The sequence below is a fragment of the Photobacterium sp. GB-210 genome, from assembly GCF_003026075.1.
Taxonomy (GTDB): Bacteria; Pseudomonadota; Gammaproteobacteria; order Enterobacterales; family Vibrionaceae; genus Photobacterium.
Genome location: NZ_PYNU01000027.1, coordinates 25750 through 46628, shown reverse-complemented (window position 1 = coordinate 46628; position 20879 = coordinate 25750). Strand labels below are relative to the sequence as shown.

Here is a 20879-nt window from a genome sequence, read left to right as displayed (position 1 = left end):
AATTACTATCTGCCTTTCAAAAACACTAAGGGAAAAACGAAAAAAGGATGCTAGTCGCTAGCATCCTTTCTCTCTCGCGGCGGCTATTTTACCTACCTAATGGCGTAATACCAACCGTAATAATTTATCCTGATAGCAAACCTATTAAGCTTGCTGAGCACGCTCAATAGAGGCCAATGCCGTAGATGCCGCTGCAGGCATGTCTAATGTTGTGGTTGGGAAAGCAAAATCGGCCCCATGCGAATGTACAATCTCAACAATTTTAAGCATCACATCCTGCTGTACGTCTTTGTACTTAATCCATTCAACCGTTTTGGTAAAGGTATATACCAAGATATTAAGTGACGACGCACCGTAAGTATCAAAACTCACAATCAAGGTTTGTCGAGTATCGATATCTGGATGGTTTTGTAGCATAGTTTTAATATCACGCACGACATCACCCACCACCGCAGCATCACAATACCGTAAACCGACACTTTGCTTAATACGGCGATTGAGCATGCGAGACGCATTTTCTACCACCACCGAGCTAAACACCGAGTTAGGCACATACATTGGACGCTTATCAAAGGTGCGAATAATGGTCATACGGAAACCAATTTTCTCTACCGTACCTTCAATTTGACGATCAGGACTGCGGATCCAATCACCCACCTTAAACGGACGATCAAAATATAACATCATGCCGCCAAAGAAATTCGCCAGCAGATCTTTGGCTGCCATACCGACAACTAAACCACCAACACCACCAAAGGTGAGTAAGCCTGATAAACTCAAGCCCAGATTTTGCATCGCAATTAAACCGCCAAACACCATGACGATTAAACGCAAAATCTTCGATATCGCATTTACGGTTGTCGCATCACGCTGCGGTCGGTTTTCCAATATGGTCTGCTCCATATTGGAAATTAAACGAAATAGCGTCCAAACAATGGTCCAGATCAGCAACAGATGACGAAGAGTCGATAATGATGTACTGGAATAACTGGTCAAGTTATCGACTAATATGCCTATCGACAGCAGTCCCGGCCAAACCCAAATACATAAGGTAATGGGGGCGCGGATCGCACTGATTAATGCGTCATCCCAAATAAACTGACTTTTTTCTGCCACTATAGCTAAACGGCGTGACAATAAGATCCATCCGCCCCATAACACCGAGCTCAACAATAACAGTAAGCCAATGTTATACATCCAATCGACAGATGCGCCCTTTTCTAACGACGACCACCAATATATGAACTTTTCCATAACGTTTCTGTTTCTCTATGATTAGCGATACGCAAAAAATAGGCTACCGATATAGCCTATCCGTCATATTATATTGAGATCATACTAAACATCGGACACCGCGCAAAGCTAGCCTAAAAACAAGGTTCTTAGTGCTCCGTCGAAGAAGTGTTAGTAGCCAAGAAAGGCAACCGCAAAAATCGCGATAAAAAAGGTGATCATAAAGGTACTGGCGAGAACAAATAGCTTACGTACTTTAATACATTTCGCCATAAAGACCGGATCATGATGCTTTTTATATTGCTCGCTGCGGATGTAATGAAATAAACGGATCTGTTTACTGACATTACCTTGAGAAGAGAAAAAACCGCGCCCATCCACTTGCTGATACAACAGGGGATCACATTCTCGCATCACCACCAGCAATGTTCTTAAGGTACTGATGTAACGAGACGTATTAACAACTGCCACTAAAAAAAGTGCGAAAAGAAATGCATCACTACTCATATATATTCTCCCAAAAAATGCGGTTCCACTCGCCGGGAGATAAGGGAGCAAATTTGCTCCCTATCAATATTAGGCTTGTGAATCCATAACAGATGTAGACTCTGCTTTTGCCATCGCGGATAAATCTTTATCAATAAAGAATAGTGCCTTACCGTCTTCACCGACTAACTCAATTTTATCTAAAATGCCTTTAAACAATTTTTCTTCTTCGTGTTGCTCTGATACGTACCACTGTAAAAAGTTAAATGTTGAGTAATCTTGCGTAGTAAATGCAACATGAGCAAGCTCATTGATCTTCTTAGTAATTAATTGCTCGTGCTCATAGGTTTCACGGAATACATCACCTAGTGATGCAAATTCGTGTTTTGGCGCCTCAATCGTACCAAGAATTGGCAATGCGCCTGTTTCGCTCACATAAGTAAACAAACGTTGCATATGTTCCATTTCTTCAACGGCATGAGCACGTAAAAATTCAGCAGCACCTTCGAAACCTTTATCCTCACACCATGCACTCATCTGTAAGTATAGGTTTGAAGAGAAAAATTCTAAGTTGATTTGCTCGTTTAGGTTATCAACCATAGCCTTGGCTAACATTGCACTACTCCTGTTTGTTTAAGTGTAATCAAGACATTGTCACTGCGCATTGTTTAGAATGCAACTAACGAAAAAAAATACTGAGATAATTCTCTTTTATTTTTCATGAAGTACGAAATCAACAGTAAAATCGCTTACTTGTTTTTGAAAAATAATTAACCACAACTCCGTAATAAGATGCGACTAAATCGATATTTTTGCCCCATACTCAATGCTAATATGAATCATACCTAATGAATATGGAGTGTCAGTTAATGGTCTATAAACATATCCTTGCCGCCATCGATTTATCAGACGATAGCGAAGTATTAGTCCATAAGGCCGCGCTATTAGCCAAAGCCCTAGATGCGAAGTTATCTCTGATCCATATCGATGTTGATTACGCTGATTTATACACCGGACTCATTGATATTAATTTAGCAGAGATGCATGAGCGTGCTGAAAATGATGCGCAAACACGCCTTCATCAACTGGCACAAAAAGCACACTATCCGGTGTCACATACCCTTGTCGGTAGCGGTGATCTGAGTGAAGAAATTTGTCATGCGATAAAAAACATGGATGTTGATTTGGTCATTTGTGGTCATCATCAAGATTTCTGGAGCAAAATCTTATCATCAACCCGCCAACTTCTAAGCCGTACGCCTGTTGATTTATTAATGATTCCACTGAAATAATCTCGCTATCCCCCTCTTAATCCAGCAGCCAACACCGTTGGCTGCTGCTCATACCTGTTATTTTCTACTCTATCTTTCATAGGCGACAAGATTAACTTTCGCTACACTGCATACCCTTAATTTTTCAAATGGATGTTGCTGGCGTAATGGGATATTTATCTGTCATCACCCTTTTATGGGCGTTTTCTTTTAGCTTAATTGGCGTCTACCTTGCAGGTCAGGTTGACCCTTGGTTTTCGGTATTAACTCGTGTCAGTTTAGCCGCGTTGGTTTTTATCCCTTTTTTACGCTTTAAACATATTCATCCCAAATTAGCGCTCAAATTAATGATCGTTGGCGCTTTCCAATTAGGGATTATGTATTGCTTCTACTACCAATCTTTTTTATATCTCAGTGTGCCTGAAGTATTACTGTTTACTATTTTCACCCCAATTTATGTCACTTTGATTTACGATGCACTCCATAAACAGTTTTCTCCGTGGTATTTGCTCACCGCAGCAATCGCTGTACTGGGTGCTGCTGTGATCAAGTTTGAAGGCATCAACCAAAACTTTATTATCGGCTTTTTCATCGTCCAAGGGGCGAACCTGTGTTTTGCTATCGGGCAAGTGGGCTATAAGCGAATTATCGAACAAGAAACCACAGAGTTGCCACAACATACGGTATTTGGCTGGTTTTACATTGGTGCTATCTGTATCGCGTTACCGATGTTCTTATTGTTTGGCAATAACGACAAGCTACCGATGACCGATACTCAATGGGGGATATTGGTTTATCTTGGTATCGTTGCTTCAGGCTTAGGGTATTTCATCTGGAATAAAGGGGCGACGTTAGTCAATGCTGGCGCGCTGGCAATCATGAATAATGCACTGGTACCTGCTGGGTTGATTGTGAATATCGTGATTTGGAATCGTGATGTGGATTATTCACGTTTGATAGTCGGTGGCGTGATCATAATGTTTTCACTGTGGCTAAATGAAACCTGGGTGAAACGCAAAGTTCAGCAAAGCCAATGGTAAATCGCTTGTTATAAAAACAACAAAGCCAGCGTTTAACGCTGGCTTTGGTTTAAACATTTAATCGTTAAATAAACGCAAATGCGTCAGCAAACATATGTTCTCTTTGCGCATTTTTATCACTGCAGAAACGCTCACGGGCGGCACCTGCCATTTCAAAACGACCACACACGTAGATGTCGTACGCTGATAGGCAAACAAAATCTTCTGCAACAGCATCCAATACATTACCGACTTTGCCTGACCAGTTTGCAGGGGCATTTTCAACTACAGGCACATAGGTAATGTTGCCGTGTTTTGCTGCTAACGCCTGCATCTCTTCATTCGCATACAGCTGATCGATACCACGACCACCCCAATACACAAAAATAGGCTGGGTTAAACCACGGCTAATGCAGTTATCAAGCATGCTACGGATATAAGAAAAACCAGTACCACCGGCGATCATTAGTAGTGGACGCTCACTTTCATGGCGCAGCCATGCATCACCGTGGGCTGCATCAACCACGACAGGCTCATTGCAATCTAATGCTGCTTTCATCGCTTCTACGACTTCTAATGCATACGCATTTTGCTCTGCCGCACCAATATGTAGCTCAAGCTCGCCTTCACGGCATGGGCTACTAGCAATTGAAAATGGACGTTTATCTTTCTCGCCCATTACCGCAAGCAGGTATTGTCCCGCTTTGAAATCAATCGCCTGCTCAGGCTTTAACAAAATGCGATACGTGTTCGCGGCTAAGGGTTGTACTGACTTTACTTCGCACTGGATAGACATGGTTTTCCTCTAGTCTAACGTTAACACCAAGTCACTTTCCGCTACCGCTTGGCAGGTAAAAATCCATCCTTCCGCTTGTTCTTTTTCAGTGAGCATTGGCGCTAACTGATAACTCACTTCACCGGATGTTTTACGGCACATACACATTGCACATGCCCCTACCTGACAGCGATTGGGAAAAGTAATGCCTGCGTCGAGCGCTGCTTGTAATACCGTTTGCTGCGTTGACGCAGTAAAGGTGATGTTGTTTGGCAACAGGCGTACTTGATACATAATTTTCTCTTACTACTTACTATTTGAAGCAGCAATAAATAATACTCACTCTACCGCTCAGTATAGCGATAAACCGTTACTTCTCGATCCCAAGTTGGTCCCAAATCGCATCTATTCTCGCGACAACTTGCGGATTCTTAACTATTGGGTTACCCCATTCACGTGCCACAGCATCAGGCCATTTATTAGTAGCATCTAATCCAAGCTTACTACTTTGGTCTAATGTTGGCGCTAGTTGTACCGTATCACGGCTAGGATCCATACGTGTAGTGATCGCCCAAATAACATCGTTCCAATCACGCACGTTGACGTCTTGATCACACAAGATGACAAATTTTGCATCACTAAACTGCGCCATGAAGTCCCAAACACCTTGCATCACACGTTGCGCCTGATCCGATTCGGTATTGGTAATACTTACAATCGCCATCTGCTGCTTACTTGCCGTCGGTACGTAAATATCAAGGATCTCAGGATAAGCGTCACGCAAAGCAGCCATGCCCGCATCAACATCAAATTGCTCATCATATTTGGCGGCAATCGATGGTGTACTAGCAAGCTCAGCATCCCATTTCACCGTTGCATCTAAGCCCATTTTAGAGCCAAGTCCAACCACAGGCGAAGCAAAATCTAACGAGTCAATTGGGGTGTTATCAATGAACAAGGTATCACGTACTGGCTCCATGTGAGTTGTCATCGCAGACACCACACTGTCCCAATTACGGGCATCGACACTTTCATCACACACAATCACATACTTGGTGTACATGAACTGGCGCAAGAAAGACCATACGCCCATCATCACACGTTTGGCATGACCCGGATATTGCTTCTTCATCGTCACCACCGCCATACGGTATGAACAACCTTCTGGTGGCAGGTAGAAATCAACTATCTCAGGAAATTGCTTTTGCAAAATCGGCACAAAGACTTCGTTCAGTGCCACACCTAATACCGCAGGCTCATCGGGCGGACGACCTGTGTAAGTACTGTGATAAATCGGATCGTTACGCATGGTGATATGCGTGATGGTAAAGACGTGATGACGCTCTTTCTCGTTATAGTAACCCGTGTGATCGCCATACGGGCCTTCATCTGCAAATTCTTCAGGGTCGATATAGCCTTCCATGACAATTTCAGCGCTTGCTGGCACATCTAAGTCATTGGTTAAACTTTTCACCACTTCAGTACGACGCCCACGCAGTAAGCCTGCAAAAGCGTACTCAGATAAGGTATCTGGAATTGGCGTTACTGCGCCTAAAATCGTGGCAGGATCGGCACCAAAAGCGACAGTAATTGGGAATTTCTCACCCGGATGAGTTTCCATCCATTCACGCAGATCTAATGCCCCACCACGGTGAGCCAACCAGCGCATAATGATTTTATTTTTCGCGATTTTTTGCTGACGATAAATCCCTAAGTTTTGGCGCTTTTTATGTGGTCCTTTAGTGATGGTTAAGCCCCATGTAAGCAGTGGTGCCACATCATCAGGCCAACAGCTCATTACAGGGATTTTATCTAAATCAACCTCATCACCTTGCCACACAATTTCTTGGCACGGCGCATTGCGCAGACGCTTCACTGGCATATTGAGTACTTGCTTAAATGCTGGGATCTTATCTAACGCTTCACGAAAACCACGAGGTGGCTCAGGCTCTTTTAAATACGCTAATAATTTACCGACTTCGCGCAACTCTTTCACTTCTGTGCGCCCCATTCCCATCGCAACACGCTGTGGCGTACCAAACAAGTTGGCAAGCACTGGCATGTTGTAACCAATAGGATTTTCAAACAAAAGCGCAGGACCACCAGCACGTAAAGTGCGATCGCTAATTTCTGTTATTTCTTGATCGGGATCGACTGCTTGCTTAATTCGCTTCAATTGCCCGTTTTGTTCTAAATAGGCGATGAAGTCTCGCAGATCCTTGAATTTCATATCTGATACCACGATTGAGCTACGCCATAACCGAAAATAACAGCGTAGTGATGAGAATGATTTTCGCTAGTATAACCAGTTGTAGAGGCTAAAACACCCGTTCTGCGGTCTAATTTCGCCACCAGATGTTTCAATTAAGCTGGTTATCACCCTAGTAAATAAAGGGGTTAGGGTTTCATTGCAGACACTGAGCCCATCGATAACAACTCTTCTATATGAGCAACTAAATCAGGATCACTGCTGGCAGTTAAGAGTTGTTGTAACCAGTGACCATGACCTTGCTTAAGCAAGTGAGGCGTGATCAACAAACGTTCTATTTCGTTACCTAACTGGTTCTGTAAAAAGATTTTGGCTTTATCAGGCAATGGCTTAAAACTGGTTAAAGCGCGGTATGCTGACTCTTTTAATGAAGGGTTTGCTGTTGCTGCAATTAATTGGCTTACCACAAAATCAGAAGCGGTAACTTGAGATAAACGGTTTAATTCTGCCAAGCTGTATTGATCGGTACGGCGACGCCATAACACATCATACAACTTCGCATCATTAGAGTGTGCTGCTAAGGTTGCTAAGATGCTGTTATCTGGCAGCCAAATCAGCTGAGGATCTGAATGAAACTGCTCAACCAGCGCATTAATTGCTGGCGGTGATAATTGCGCGATCGCACGTGCAATCACTTGGCTGCGCTTCTGTTGCTGCTCTAAATCGCCTTTTAGCCATTCAGATAACGTCAATTTTCCTCGCTCTAAGTTAATCACAGCTCGCTGGCTCACTAAGTCTTTTTTCCACTCACGCAGCAGCCCATTGGCTTGATTACTATAAAAGAAAGCCATTCGGCTGACGGTATAACCGTCACCTTGCTCGGTAATAGTAAACGGTGATTGTCGCTTCGCTTGAATTTTGAGCCACGCAATACGAGCAGTGTTAAAACGACCGACTTCGCTGGCGTATTTGATCAACTGGCTACGAGCCACTTCTTGAGTTAATGGCGGGAGTTGATCAAGCAGAATCTCCAATGACTGAAAATCACTGTGATCATAATAAGGTTTGAGCGCCTCAATGTGAGCAACAAATTGTGGCATTTGCTTAATATGCTGGATTTTCGCTTCGGTTATCTCTGTCGCAGAAATAGGCTGTAATGCCGAGGCGATCAGCAAGCCTAGCGCACACCAATGTCGTAACATAACGCCTCCCTAGCGAAGTAAAACTCTTCTTCCTTACCCATACCATCGCAATACAAGGTAATTTCTGTCAATAAAAAACGCCGCCCGTGGGCGACGTTTTCAAAATCTGTGACTCAGTACAGCGTATTATGACTTCTGACGACGCATCGCATCAAAGAATTCATCATTAGTCTTCGTCATTGATAGCTTATCAATTAAGAATTCCATGCTGTCAGTTTCGCTCATTGGGTGAACGATCTTACGTAGAATCCACATCTTCTGTAGCTCGTCCGCTTTCGCTAGTAGCTCTTCACGACGCGTACCTGAGCGGTTGATATCAATAGCAGGGAATACACGTTTCTCAGCGATCTTACGAGAAAGGTGAAGTTCCATGTTACCTGTACCTTTAAATTCTTCGTAGATAACTTCATCCATTTTCGAACCAGTATCAACGAGTGCTGTTGCGATGATAGTTAAGCTACCGCCTTCTTCTACGTTACGTGCAGCACCAAAGAAGCGCTTAGGACGGTGAAGGGCGTTGGCATCTACACCACCAGTTAATACCTTACCAGAAGAAGGAATTACGGTGTTGTATGCACGTGCTAGACGTGTAATTGAGTCAAGTAAGATAACCACATCTTTCTTGTGCTCTACTAAACGTTTTGCTTTTTCAATTACCATTTCAGCCACTTGTACGTGACGTGATGCTGGCTCATCAAACGTTGATGCAATCACTTCGCCTTTTACAAGGCGTTGCATCTCGGTCACTTCTTCTGGACGCTCATCAATAAGCAATACCATTAACTCACACTCAGGGTGGTTATGGGCAATACTTTGGGCAATGTTTTGAAGTAGCATTGTTTTACCCGCTTTTGGCGGAGCAACAATCAGACCACGCTGGCCTTTACCGATAGGTGATGCTAAATCAAGAACACGTGCTGTGATGTCTTCTGTAGAACCGTTACCACGTTCCATACGCATACGTGAGTTTGCATGCAGTGGGGTAAGGTTTTCAAATAGGATCTTATTGCGGGCGTTGTCTGGCTTGTCGTAGTTTACTTCGTTAACTTTCAGTAGTGCAAAGTAACGCTCACCGTCTTTTGGTGGACGAATTTTTCCGGCAATGGTATCGCCAGTACGTAAGTTAAAACGACGGATTTGACTTGGTGATACATAAATATCATCAGGGCCAGCAAGGTAAGAACTATCAGCGCTACGAAGGAAGCCGAAGCCATCTTGTAATATTTCTAGAACACCATCGCCAAAAATATCCTCACCACTCTTCGCATGCTGCTTAAGAATGGAGAAGATGATGTCTTGCTTTCTCAAGCGGGCAAGGTTTTCTAATCCTAAACTTTCGCCAAGTGATACCAACTTAGAAATCGGTTGGCTCTTTAATTCTGTAAGGTTCATAGTGGTGGGTTTCTTGTCTGTCAAAATCGGGGTTCTATATTAGTTGAGATAAAGATGACCAATAGGGCCTGGTCAAGAAATGAACGAAAATGTAATTTCTGTGCGCTAAGGTAACACTAAACGTTCTATCCGTCTAGCATAGACGTTAGACAAACCATGTACAACTTACAAATTGTCCATGGTTTGTAAAATTGCACTTATAGGTTCGCGTCTAAGAACTCTTTAAGCTGTGTTTTCGACAGCGCGCCAACCTTTGTTGCCGCTACACCACCGTCTTTAAACAGCAGTAATGTCGGAATACCACGAATACCAAACTTCGGCGGTGTTTCCGCATTCTGATCAATATTTAATTTACCAATCGTTAGCTTGCCTTCGTATTCATCAGCGATTTCGTCAAGAATAGGGGCAATCATTTTACATGGACCACACCATTCAGCCCAAAAATCGACTAATACCGGGCCAGCAGCATTGATTACATCAGTGTCAAAACTCGCATCTGTAAGCTGCACAATCTTGTCGCTCATCTTCCACTCCAACAGTTGATTTTGTTAGCTGATCTTATTTTACCAGCAAATCGTTACCCTATTTGAATGGAATACGTTTCGTATTGCAACCCTAAGCTGATATTCTATAGCAATGAAGACGACTCACATCACAGAGCGGAAATTTGCCGAGCTAGGGTTAAACCCTCTAGTTTTAAAAGGATTGGATGATAAAGGGTTCCATAATTGTACCCCGATCCAAGCCTTGGCATTGCCAGTTATGCTCACTGGCCATGATATCGCGGGACAGGCTCAAACAGGTACGGGTAAAACCATTGCCTTCCTAACCGCTACTTTTAACCATTTATTGGAGACTGCTGCGCCTGCACATCGAAAAACCAATCAACCGCGTGCCATTATCATGGCGCCTACGCGTGAATTGGCGATCCAAATTTATAATGATGCATCATCACTGATTGCAAGTACGGGCTTGAAAGCCGGTCTCGCTTACGGTGGCGAACCTTACGAGAAGCAAAAAGCGATTCTTGATGAGGGTGTGGATATCTTAATCGGTACGTGTGGCCGTATTATTGATTTCTACAAGCAACGTGTTATTGATTTAGCGAGCATTCAAGTCGTAGTACTTGATGAAGCCGATCGTATGTTCGATTTAGGTTTTATTAAAGACATTCGCTTCTTGTTCCGTCGCATGCCAGCACCGAGCGAGCGTTTAAGCCTGCTATTCTCAGCCACATTGTCCTACCGTGTGAAAGAATTAGCATTTGAACATATGAATAGTCCTGAAAGCGTTGTCGTTGAGCCGGAACAAAAAACGGGCCACCGCATTCAAGAAGAATTGTTCTACCCATCTAACCAAGAAAAAATGCGTTTATTACAAACGTTGATCGAGGAAGAGTGGCCAGAACGCGCAATTATTTTTGCTAATACCAAGCACCGCTGTGAAGATGTTTGGGGTCACTTAGCTGCTGATGGTCATCGTGTTGGTTTGCTAACTGGCGATGTGCCACAGAAAAAACGTGAGCGTATTTTGGATCAATTCACCAACGGTGATGTTGATATCTTAGTCGCGACCGATGTCGCTGCACGTGGTTTGCATATCCCTGCAGTAACGCACGTATTTAACTACGATCTCCCTGATGATGCAGAAGATTATGTACACCGTATTGGTCGTACAGGTCGTGCAGGCCTAAGTGGTCACTCAATCAGTTTTGCTTGTGAAGAGTACGCTATTAACCTAACCGCTATTGAAACTTACATTGAACATGGTATTCCACAGTCAAAGTATGATTCAGAAGCATTGTTAGACGATCTTCCAGCACCGATCCGCCTCCAACGAAATCCTCGTCAAGGTGGTCGCCGTAACACTCAACGTCAAGGCCAAGGTCAAGGGCAACAACGTTCGCGCAATAATCGCCGTCGTCCGCCTCAAAACAATAAGCCTGCGTAATAACGATAAGTAATGTATGTCTATGGAAAGAAATTCAGTATCACCGCTTTATGCCGCCATTGATCTCGGCTCAAATAGTTTCCACATGTGGATTGTGCGCGAAGTAAATGGCAGTGTTCAGACACTCGCGAAAATCAAACGTAAAGTGCGTTTAGCCGCAGGGCTTAACAACCAAAATGTACTCAGCGAAGAAGCGATGCAGCGTGGCCTTGATTGTTTGGCTCTCTTTGCCGAACGCTTACAAGATATCAAAGCCGACCATATCCGTATCGTTGGTACTGCCGCCTTACGTACAGCAGTGAACGCAGAAGAATTTCTTTCCAAGGCGAAGGCTATTCTTGGTTATCCGGTCAATATTATTCCGGGTGAAGAAGAAGCCCGCATTATCTATCAAGGGGTGGCGCACACCTCTGGTGGTAGTGATAAACGTTTAGTGGTCGATATCGGCGGTGCCAGCACTGAAGTTATTATTGGCAAAGGGTTTGATAGCAGCGCTTTAACCAGCTTAAAAATTGGTTGTGTGACTTGGCTTGAACGTTACTTTAAAGATCGCTACCTCACTTCAGCCAACTTCGAGGCGGCGATTAATGGCGCCAAAGAAGTCATTGAACCGATCATTGAACGCTATACCGAACTCGGTTGGGAATCTTGTGTTGGTGCCAGTGGAACGGTACAAGCACTACAAGAAATTATGCTGGCGCAAGGAATGGATGAAATCATTACCTTGCAAAAGCTTAAGCGCTTACAACGTCAAGCTATGCAATACGAGCGCTTAGAAGATCTTGATATTGAAGGTTTAACACTAGAACGCGCATTAGTATTCCCTAGTGGTTTATCAATTTTAATCGCGCTATTTGAGTCATTAAAAATTGAATCTATGACGCTAGCCGGTGGCGCGCTACGTGAAGGCATGGTGTATGAAATGATGGAACAAATGCGCCATCATGATGTATGTACTCGTACCATAAACAGTGTTCAGCAACGCTTTCAAATTGATACCGAACATGCCGATATTGTCAACGATATGGCAATGTCGATGTTAAGCCAATGCCCAAATTGGCAACTAGAGCCTCAAGCACAAAACTTATTGGAAGCGGCGGTAAAACTGCATGAGATAGGGACAAGCATTGAATTTAAGAAAAGTGCAGATCATGCAGCTTATCTAATCAAGCACCTAGATCTTCCTGGTTTTACCCGTGCTCAACGTCATTTACTGGCCGAAATCTTACGTCGCTACATTGGTCCTCTCACCAGCTTACCTGAGCAACATGCCCTCTCAGCTCAAAGCGCGGCGCGATTACTGCGTTTATTACGTATTGCCGTGATTATGTGCCACCGTCGTGATACCCATTGTTTACCGCCATTTAGCCTGCAAGTTGATAACGATAAGTTAACGTTACTGTTGCCTGCAAAATGGCTGATCAACAACCCGCTAACGCGTAGTGAGCTACACCAAGAAGCAACCCGTCAAACAGATATGGGCTGGCCTATGGTCGTGACATCGCAAGACTAAACATTCTACTCGATCAAAAAAGGCTCCTTAAAGGAGCCTTTTTTTTATACAGCAATAGTCATAATTAACCCGTAATACCACTATGACGCAGCATTGCATCTAGCTCAGGCTCTCGACCACGGAAGCGTTTGAATAGCGCCATTGGCTCTTCACTGCCCCCTTGCTCAAGAATACAAGTTAGGAAGTCTTGACCTGTTAGCGGATTGAAAATGCCTTCCTCTTCAAAGCGTGAAAACGCATCAGAAGACAATAATTCTGCCCACAAATAGCTGTAGTAACCTGCACTATAGCCACCAGCAAAAATATGACTAAAGCTGTGTGGAAAACGTCCCCATTCTGGGCTTGGTACCACTGAGACACGTGATTTCACTTTAAATAAGGTATCTAACACCTGTGCGCCCACTTCTGGATCATATTCGGTGTATAGCGTGAAATCGAACAGACCAAACTCAAGCTGACGTAAAATAAACATCGCTGATTGGAAGTTCTTCGCTGCGAGCATCTTATCTAGCATTTCTTTTGGTAGTGGCTCGCCTGTTTCATAGTGACCAGAAATAAACGCCAGTGCTTCTTCTTCCCAACACCAATTTTCTAGGAACTGGCTTGGTAGCTCTACCGCATCCCATGGCACACCGTTAATACCTGATACTGACGCTACATCAACTTGCGTTAGCATGTGATGAATACCGTGGCCCGTTTCATGGAACAAGGTTACGACTTCATTGTGAGTAAACAATGCCGGCTTATCGCCAATCGGACGGTTAAAGTTACAAGTTAAGTAGGCTACTGGGGTTTGTAGTGTGCCATCAATACGGGTGCGACGAACCATGCATTCGTCCATCCACGCACCACCACGTTTATGATCACGGGCGTAAAGATCAAGATAAAAGCTACCGCGAAGTTTGCCTTTATTATCAAAGATGTCATAAAACGTTACCGAATCATGCCAAACTTCTACACCTTCACGTTGTTTGATCTCTAAACCAAACACACGCTTTAATACCTCAAAGAGACCTGCAACGACTTTCTTTTCAGGGAAATATGGACGTAATTCTTCATCTGAAATGCTGTAACGATGTTGTTTTAGCTTCTCTGAATAGTAAGCAAAATCCCATGGCTGTAGATCGTCGATACCATATTCATTCTTAGCATATTCACGTAGCTCAGCCACCTCACGCTCACCTTGTGGCTTCGCACGATCAGCAAGATCATTTAAGAAACCTAACACTTGCTCGGTAGATTCCGCCATTTTGGTCGCCAGTGATTTTTCACTGTAGCTGTTAAACCCTAACATACGAGCCAGTTCGTGGCTCAGTTTCAGTTTTTCTGCAATGACTTCAGTGTTATCAAATTCACCTGCATTAGGACCACGATCTGAGGCACGGGTACCGAACGCTTCATACATTTCAGCACGGAGTTCACGATTATCACAGTAAGTCATTACCGGTAAGTACGACGGCATTTCTAGAGTGAATAAATACCCTTCTTTCTCTTTCGCTTCTGCGTTCGCTTTTGCCGCAAGCAAAACCGATTCAGGCAAACCGCTTAATTGCTCAACATCAGTAATGACCTTGTTCCATGCCATGGTGGCATCTAACACGTTATTACTAAAGGTTGAAGATAGCTCAGATAAGCGTTTACTGATCTCACCGTAACGCGCTTGCTCTTGTGCAGGTAAGCCAATACCTGATAGCTCAAATTCTTTTAAGGCGTCTTTGATCGACTTTTGCTGCGCTTTATTCAACGACGCAAATTTATCGCTCGCTTTAATCGCTTTATAGGCTTCATACAATCCTTTGTGTTGTCCAACCCAGGTACTGTAATCAGATAACAGAGGCAAACAGCTTTCATACGCTTCACGTAATTCAGCACTATTTTTCACGCCATTAAGATGACCGACAGGTGACCAAATACGACCTAGGCGATCATCAGTTTCAGCTAAAGGCGCACAGATGGTTTCCCAAGTTGGCTCTGCCATTTCCATCAACACAGATTCTACATTTTCACGACAATCTGCGATCGCTTGTTCAACCGCGGGCTTAATATGCTCAGGTTTAATATGAGCAAACGGTGGCAAATCGGTCATCGTCAATAATGGGTTAGACATACGCTTTTCCTTTATTTTTTTATCTTATTATTAACATGCGCCCGCGATAGGTAAATTTCAATCGTTTGCGTGGTTTAGTGTATAAAAAGGCAAGAATTCACGCATTTACTCATGATTGTTCACTCTAAAGGTGGTGTCATGGTTGGATAATAGGTGAGAATTAACGATAATACTGTTTAACCCCTCTCCTTTTATATACCGATAGAGATTGATTTCATGCTGAGTTATCGTCACAGCTTCCATGCTGGCAACCATGCCGACGTGGTTAAACACATTGTTCAAAGCTTAATTTTGGATGCACTCAAGCAGAAAGATAAACCTTTCGTCTATCACGATACCCACTCAGGTGTAGGTCGTTACGATCTGCAAGATGAGCGCAGCGAAAAAACCGGTGAATTTAAACAAGGTATTGCACGTATTTGGTCACGTGATGATATCCCTGAAGCGATCCAAAGCTACATTGAAACGATTAAAGATCTTAATCACGGCGAAGAGCTGCGTTACTACCCAGGCTCTCCAAAAGTGGCACGCGCACAAATCCGTGATCAAGACCGTATGGTACTCACCGAACTTCACCCAAGTGATTTCCCTCTACTCCTGCAAGAGTTCCGTGGCGATCGCCAAGTAAAAATGTATAAAGAAGATGCCTTTGCTCGCTTAAAAGCGACCCTACCGCCGAAAGAGCGTCGCGGTGTGGTACTGATCGATCCCCCCTATGAACTTAAACATGAATACCAAGATGTAGTAAAAGCGATCAAGCAAAGCCATCAACGTTGGGCGACAGGTACCTATGCGATTTGGTACCCTGTGGTTTATCGTGAAACTATCGACAACATGCTTCAAGGCTTAAAAGATTTAAATATCCCCAAAATCTTACAAATTGAACTGGGTGTAGAGCCTGATAGTGAAGAGCGCGGTATGACAGCATCAGGCATGATTGTGATTAACCCGCCTTGGAAGCTAGAAAGCCAAATGCGTGACATTCTACCTTGGTTACAGCAAGCCATTGCGCCTAATCATGGTCACCACACCGTTGAATGGGTTGTGCCTGAATAAGCTCCATTGGCAATCTTTCCTCCCTTTAAATACAGGCAGTGTATGCTGCCTGTACCAGATAATTCGTGCCACAATCTCAATTTCCGATGATTTAATAGCAAATCAATCGTATTTTCCGATTTTAAATCCTCGTCAGGCACCCCAATCTTTATTACACTAGCTCAATAGCTCGTCACGAATATAACGAATATTAATGGAGTAAAGTCATGGCAAAGCATTTTGATTACATCTGTATCGGCGGTGGTAGCGGCGGTATTGCATCGGCAAACCGTGCTGCAATGTATGGTGCAAAAGTTGCGATTATCGAAGCAAAAGCACTCGGCGGTACTTGTGTAAACGTAGGTTGTGTACCTAAAAAAGTGATGTGGCACGGTGCTCAAATCGCTGAAGCTATGCACCTTTACGCAAAAGATTACGGCTTCAATGTTGATGTAAAAGGTTTTGACTGGAGCAAACTGGTCGAAAGCCGTGAAGCTTACATCAGCCGTATCCACACTTCTTACGACAATGTACTAGGCAATAACAAAGTTGAAGTGATCAACGGTTTTGCCCATTTCGTTGACCAGAAAACTGTTGAAGTAAACGGTGAACACTACACCGCTGATCACATTCTTATTGCTGTTGGTGGCCGTCCATCAATTCCTGCAATCCAAGGCGCACACTACGGTATCGACTCTAACGGTTTCTTCGAACTAAAAGAGCAACCAAAACGTGCCGCTATCATTGGTGCAGGTTACATTGCCGTTGAAATCGCTGGTGTATTAAATGCACTAGGTACAGATACGCACTTATTCGTACGTAAAGAATCACCACTACGTAGCTTCGATCCAATGATTGTAGATACGCTAGTTGAAGTTATGGCAGCTGAAGGGCCAGCGTTACATACGCAATCTGTGCCAAAAGAAGTAGTGAAAGAAAAAGACGGCTCAATCACGCTGTACTTTGAAAACGGTGAATCACACAATACTGACGTACTGATCTGGGCTATCGGTCGTGAGCCAACTACAGATGCCATCAACCTAGCCGCTGCGGGTGTTGAAACCAATAACCGTGGTTTCATCAAAGTGGATGAATACCAACAAACTAACGTTCCTGGTATCTACTGTGTCGGTGACATCATGGAAGGCGGTATCGAACTAACACCTGTAGCAGTTAAAGCAGGTCGTCAGCTTTCTGAGCGTCTATTTAACAACAAACCTGATGCGAAGATGGACTACAAATTAGTCCCTACAGTAGTATTTAGCCACCCACCAATCGGTACTATCGGTCTTACTGAAGCTGAAGCGATTGCGCAATACGGCGAAGAAAACGTGAAAGTGTACAAGTCAGGCTTCACAGCAATGTACACCGCAGTTACTGCGCACCGTCAACCATGTAAGATGAAGCTGATCTGTGCAGGCGATGACGAGAAAGTAGTCGGTCTACACGGTATTGGTTTCGCGGTTGACGAAATGATCCAAGGCTTTGGTGTCGCGATGAAGATGGGCGCAACAAAAGCTGATTTTGATAGCGTTGTGGCTATTCACCCAACAGGCTCTGAGGAATTTGTGACAATGCGCTAGGCATTAACACGAACCTAATATAGATAAGGCGATGTAGTGAAATACATCGCCTTTTTTATGCTATTGCTTTTATCAACGATACCGAAAGAGCTTAGTTTAAAAGCGTATTTTTACCTATTAACACACACCGCCAATTCATTAGTAAAACTAATACTAAAACACTAGTTTTTTTCATTTTTCAATGTTCCAAAAATATCTATAATTCGCGCATCGAAACACGACTGAATGCCTATATATCTTAGGGTTGGGCGAAGGTTGTACAGTAAAAACAGCTTAAACTTTATAGGTAATTCCATGACTCGCATCGTAAATAAAATTGTTGCTCTATACACTCCAGCGTTTTCTTCTCTATACAAAAACGGCAACAATAAGTAAGCATTAAAATACCTTACTGAAAAAAGAATTTAGAAAGGGCTTTGAACGGCATGTTCAAAGCCCTTTTGCTATATACCCTCTACCACTCAATCTTTGGCCTGACGTTTTTTAATCACGACAGCGTAAGTGTAATTAAGACGAAAAAAAACACCGCGCAAAGGCGATGTTTTTTTAAATATATTCATTAATTAGTGATGATGGTGGTGATCATGACCACAACTACAGCTTGGCGCAATCACACTTTGAATTTGCGTAAGCGTGATTTGTTTTAGCAACTCTTCAGTGCTGATAGTGTTTAGTAAATGCATGTTTTCTGCATTCACAGCCATCACATCTTCGATTTCACGCTGCTTGTTAACCACATCAATTAATTTATGGCTAACTTCTGCTGGCAATGAAAACTCACGGATCACTTTCATTTCATTGCTTTGTGTATCAACAGCCATCATGTTTAATGTTAATGAAGCTGTATCTTCAGCAGGTTGTGCAAAAAACTCATTAGGGATCACTGCAGCATTAAACTGAATATCAAACGCCAGATCACCGAGTTTTAGTACCACTAAACAACCGCCATTTTCAGTGCTTAATACACCAAACTCAGCACCTGATTCAGCAAGCAGTTGTTGTTCATCTTCAGTAATGTTCTCTAAACCAAGAAAAACAACATTCGTCATATCATTGCGGAACATTTCCAGAACAGCACCATCTCCCGCTGCAAATGGATGATTTTCAATAATTTGACCAACGTGAAAATGATTATGATGTTGTTCTGTCATAGCAAACCTCAATAAATTGGTAACGTTATAATTAAGCTAAAGCAATAAATACAACATATTGTTTAATGTCATCATTATAACCATTACAAAGAAAAACATAATCCCTGCCAAAGCAAAAACACTATTACATATAAGTAATAATATTGCGCAAATGAGAAGAGTATCTAGAACCTCTAGAATAATGAGTCAAATACCCATCACAGTATAATAGTCATAACACACTAATTTTTATTAATTTGTTAAATCATAACGTTTACTAAACACATAAAAATCAGAATAAAATCAAAAAACATTTACATAATTAACCATTTTTTACCAGTCAACTATTCCATGCTTTATTAAAAGAATGTAATCTCTCCCTCCCTAAATATGGAAAACCAGTGAATAGTTATTCTCACAGGGTCTATAGAGGGTATTCCTATTTATTCGGCAGTTTCTATCAGTAGGTTGTAAATCAAGATGCATAACCAAGCAGTAGCACCACCTAAAAACACCTTAAACACCTGGCTAATGTTCATTATCCCATCATTAATTGGTGTCTTTCTTTTTATGGCACCGATTAATTTTAATGGTGACATTACAATCCCTATCGCTGTTTTAGCGAAAACTATTCAAGCGCAGTTTGAACATTCACTGACATCGATTGTGACAGGCGTGATCAGCTTTACAGCTATCATGTCGATCATCACTAAAGTGTTTAAGCCAGGGTTTATTACACGCAATGGTTTTTTAAATGGCTTACTAAACCCATCACCAATGTGGTTTGTGGTTCAACAGCTTGGTGCTATCTTTGCTGTTATGGCGTACTTTAATATTGGCCCTGTAATGTTTCGTAACGACGCGACAGGCGGTCTTGTATTAAACGATTTACTACCTGTTCTATTCTCAGTATTTATTTTTGCCGGTTTGCTACTGCCGCTTCTACTCAATTTTGGTCTACTGGAATTTTTCGGCACTTTATTTACTCGAATCATGCGTCCGATTTTTGGTTTGCCTGGCCGTTCATCCGTTAACTGCATTGCATCTTGGTTAGGTGATGGCTCGGTAGGCGTATTATTGACCAGTAAGCAATACGAATCGGGAATGTACACCCAACGTGAAGCGGCCATTATTGGTACAACCTTTTCAGCGGTATCTATTACCTTTAGCTTAGTCGTGATCGCGCAAGTTAACTTAGAGCACATGTTTGCACCGTTCTACTTAACGGTATGCCTTGCTGGTCTTGTCGCGGCAATTATTGTGCCTCGTCTACCGCCACTATCACGTAAGAAAAACATCTACATTGATGGCACAACAGAGAGTCAACATGATGAAAATGTGCCACAAGGTCACAACGTTTTCTCTTACGGTTTACACCAAGCACTAAAGAAAGCAGCTGAAGTTAAAAGTATTCCAGCAATTGCGTTAGATGGTGTGAAAAATGCCGTAGATATGGTGTTTGGCGTACTGCCTGTTGTTATGGCAATTGGTACTATCGCGCTGGTAATTGCAGAAAATACACCACTATTTGATTACTTAGGTATGCCATTTATTCCGTTCTTAGAATTGCTGCACATTCCAGAAGCGGAAGCGGCATCAAAGACGATTGTGGTGGGTTTCGCTGATATGTTCTTGCCATCTATTTTGGCCTCAACCATTGAAAGCGACATGACCCGTTTTATCATCGCAGCAATGTCAGTGACACAACTTATCTACATGTCTGAAATTGGTGCACTGCTGATCGGTAGTAAAGTACCCGTTAAAGCGTGGGAACTATTTGTAATTTTCATCCTACGTACACTGGTCACCTTGCCTGTGATTGCAGGCATGGCACATTTACTATTCTAAATTTGAGTTTCACTGATAAAAAAGGCGGCCATTGGTCGCCTTTTTTATTATCAAAATATTGATGTAGCTAAAGCATTAGACTTAATGCCAGCCAGCAATTTCGTTAATCTTATCGCATTTTATAAA

At 42.9% G+C, this 20879-nt stretch carries 18 protein-coding genes; 7 read left to right on the top strand and 11 right to left on the bottom strand.

What is annotated here, in order from left to right; translation table 11 throughout:
• Positions 1-144: 144 nt before the first annotated feature.
• From C9J38_RS19685 to ftnA, 3 genes are all read right to left on the bottom strand, one after another.
• Positions 145-1254 carry a mechanosensitive ion channel family protein gene (locus tag C9J38_RS19685; RefSeq protein WP_107208570.1) on the bottom strand — a complete coding sequence of 370 codons (1110 nt, stop codon included), beginning with the start codon at positions 1252-1254 and terminating at the stop codon, positions 145-147.
• A gap of 150 nt (positions 1255-1404) precedes the next feature.
• Entirely contained in the window at positions 1405-1740 is a 336-nt protein-coding gene (gene uspB / locus C9J38_RS19680; protein WP_105061214.1) for a universal stress protein UspB, read from the bottom strand.
• A 69-nt stretch (positions 1741-1809) separates the two neighbouring features.
• Complete coding sequence (gene ftnA, locus C9J38_RS19675) at positions 1810-2334, bottom strand: non-heme ferritin (RefSeq protein WP_107208569.1); 525 nt, start codon at positions 2332-2334, stop codon at positions 1810-1812.
• A gap of 254 nt (positions 2335-2588) precedes the next feature.
• Between ftnA and C9J38_RS19670 the strand changes: the two genes are divergently transcribed.
• Positions 2589-3011 (top strand): universal stress protein, encoded by a 423-nt coding sequence (locus C9J38_RS19670; RefSeq protein WP_107208568.1) that lies wholly within the window; start codon positions 2589-2591, stop codon positions 3009-3011.
• Between the two features lie 146 nt (positions 3012-3157).
• Complete coding sequence (locus C9J38_RS19665; RefSeq protein WP_107208567.1) at positions 3158-4030, top strand: carboxylate/amino acid/amine transporter; 873 nt, start codon at positions 3158-3160, stop codon at positions 4028-4030.
• 64 nt (positions 4031-4094) lie between these two features.
• On the opposite strand, the gene fre is transcribed toward C9J38_RS19665, so the two are convergent.
• The 6 genes from fre to trxA all read right to left on the bottom strand — a co-directional run bounded on the left by fre (position 4095) and on the right by trxA (position 10111).
• On the bottom strand, positions 4095-4805 hold the full coding sequence (fre, locus tag C9J38_RS19660) for an NAD(P)H-flavin reductase (protein ID WP_107208566.1): 711 nt from the start codon (positions 4803-4805) through the stop codon (positions 4095-4097).
• A gap of 9 nt (positions 4806-4814) precedes the next feature.
• A complete protein-coding gene (locus C9J38_RS19655; protein ID WP_181319886.1) occupies positions 4815-5081 on the bottom strand; it encodes a 2Fe-2S iron-sulfur cluster-binding protein in 267 nt (88 codons plus the stop codon).
• A 73-nt stretch (positions 5082-5154) separates the two neighbouring features.
• Entirely contained in the window at positions 5155-7014 is a 1860-nt protein-coding gene (gene ubiD, locus C9J38_RS19650) for a 4-hydroxy-3-polyprenylbenzoate decarboxylase (RefSeq protein WP_107208577.1), read from the bottom strand.
• Positions 7015-7181: 167 nt separating this feature from the next.
• On the bottom strand, positions 7182-8195 hold the full coding sequence (locus C9J38_RS19645; RefSeq protein ID WP_107208565.1) for a hypothetical protein: 1014 nt from the start codon (positions 8193-8195) through the stop codon (positions 7182-7184).
• A gap of 126 nt (positions 8196-8321) precedes the next feature.
• Positions 8322-9587 (bottom strand): transcription termination factor Rho, encoded by a 1266-nt coding sequence (gene rho / locus C9J38_RS19640; protein WP_005372168.1) that lies wholly within the window; start codon positions 9585-9587, stop codon positions 8322-8324.
• 197 nt (positions 9588-9784) lie between these two features.
• Positions 9785-10111, bottom strand: a complete 327-nt coding sequence (gene trxA, locus C9J38_RS19635) for a thioredoxin TrxA (protein WP_005372169.1) — start codon at positions 10109-10111, stop codon at positions 9785-9787.
• Between the two features lie 112 nt (positions 10112-10223).
• Here trxA and rhlB point away from each other — a divergent pair, with 112 nt between their 5' ends.
• Positions 10224-11537 (top strand): ATP-dependent RNA helicase RhlB, encoded by a 1314-nt coding sequence (rhlB, locus tag C9J38_RS19630; RefSeq protein WP_107208564.1) that lies wholly within the window; start codon positions 10224-10226, stop codon positions 11535-11537.
• A 22-nt stretch (positions 11538-11559) separates the two neighbouring features.
• Positions 11560-13050: a guanosine-5'-triphosphate,3'-diphosphate diphosphatase gene (gppA, locus tag C9J38_RS19625; protein ID WP_107208576.1), complete on the top strand. Its 1491-nt coding sequence runs from the start codon at positions 11560-11562 to the stop codon at positions 13048-13050.
• Positions 13051-13114: 64 nt separating this feature from the next.
• Here gppA and prlC read toward each other — a convergent pair whose 3' ends face one another.
• Positions 13115-15157 carry an oligopeptidase A gene (gene prlC / locus C9J38_RS19620; protein WP_107208563.1) on the bottom strand — a complete coding sequence of 681 codons (2043 nt, stop codon included), beginning with the start codon at positions 15155-15157 and terminating at the stop codon, positions 13115-13117.
• Between the two features lie 216 nt (positions 15158-15373).
• Between prlC and C9J38_RS19615 the strand changes: the two genes are divergently transcribed.
• Together C9J38_RS19615 and gorA are read left to right on the top strand one after the other, a co-directional pair.
• Positions 15374-16213 carry a 23S rRNA (adenine(2030)-N(6))-methyltransferase RlmJ gene (locus tag C9J38_RS19615; RefSeq protein ID WP_107208562.1) on the top strand — a complete coding sequence of 280 codons (840 nt, stop codon included), beginning with the start codon at positions 15374-15376 and terminating at the stop codon, positions 16211-16213.
• 206 nt (positions 16214-16419) lie between these two features.
• A complete protein-coding gene (gene gorA, locus C9J38_RS19610; protein WP_107208561.1) occupies positions 16420-17775 on the top strand; it encodes a glutathione-disulfide reductase in 1356 nt (451 codons plus the stop codon).
• Between the two features lie 563 nt (positions 17776-18338).
• Here gorA and C9J38_RS19605 read toward each other — a convergent pair.
• Positions 18339-18926 (bottom strand): hypothetical protein, encoded by a 588-nt coding sequence (locus C9J38_RS19605; RefSeq protein ID WP_107208560.1) that lies wholly within the window; start codon positions 18924-18926, stop codon positions 18339-18341.
• Between the two features lie 459 nt (positions 18927-19385).
• On the opposite strand from C9J38_RS19605, the gene C9J38_RS19600 reads away from it, so the two are divergent.
• Complete coding sequence (locus C9J38_RS19600) at positions 19386-20753, top strand: YjiH family protein (RefSeq protein WP_107208559.1); 1368 nt, start codon at positions 19386-19388, stop codon at positions 20751-20753.
• Positions 20754-20879 lie beyond the last annotated feature (126 nt).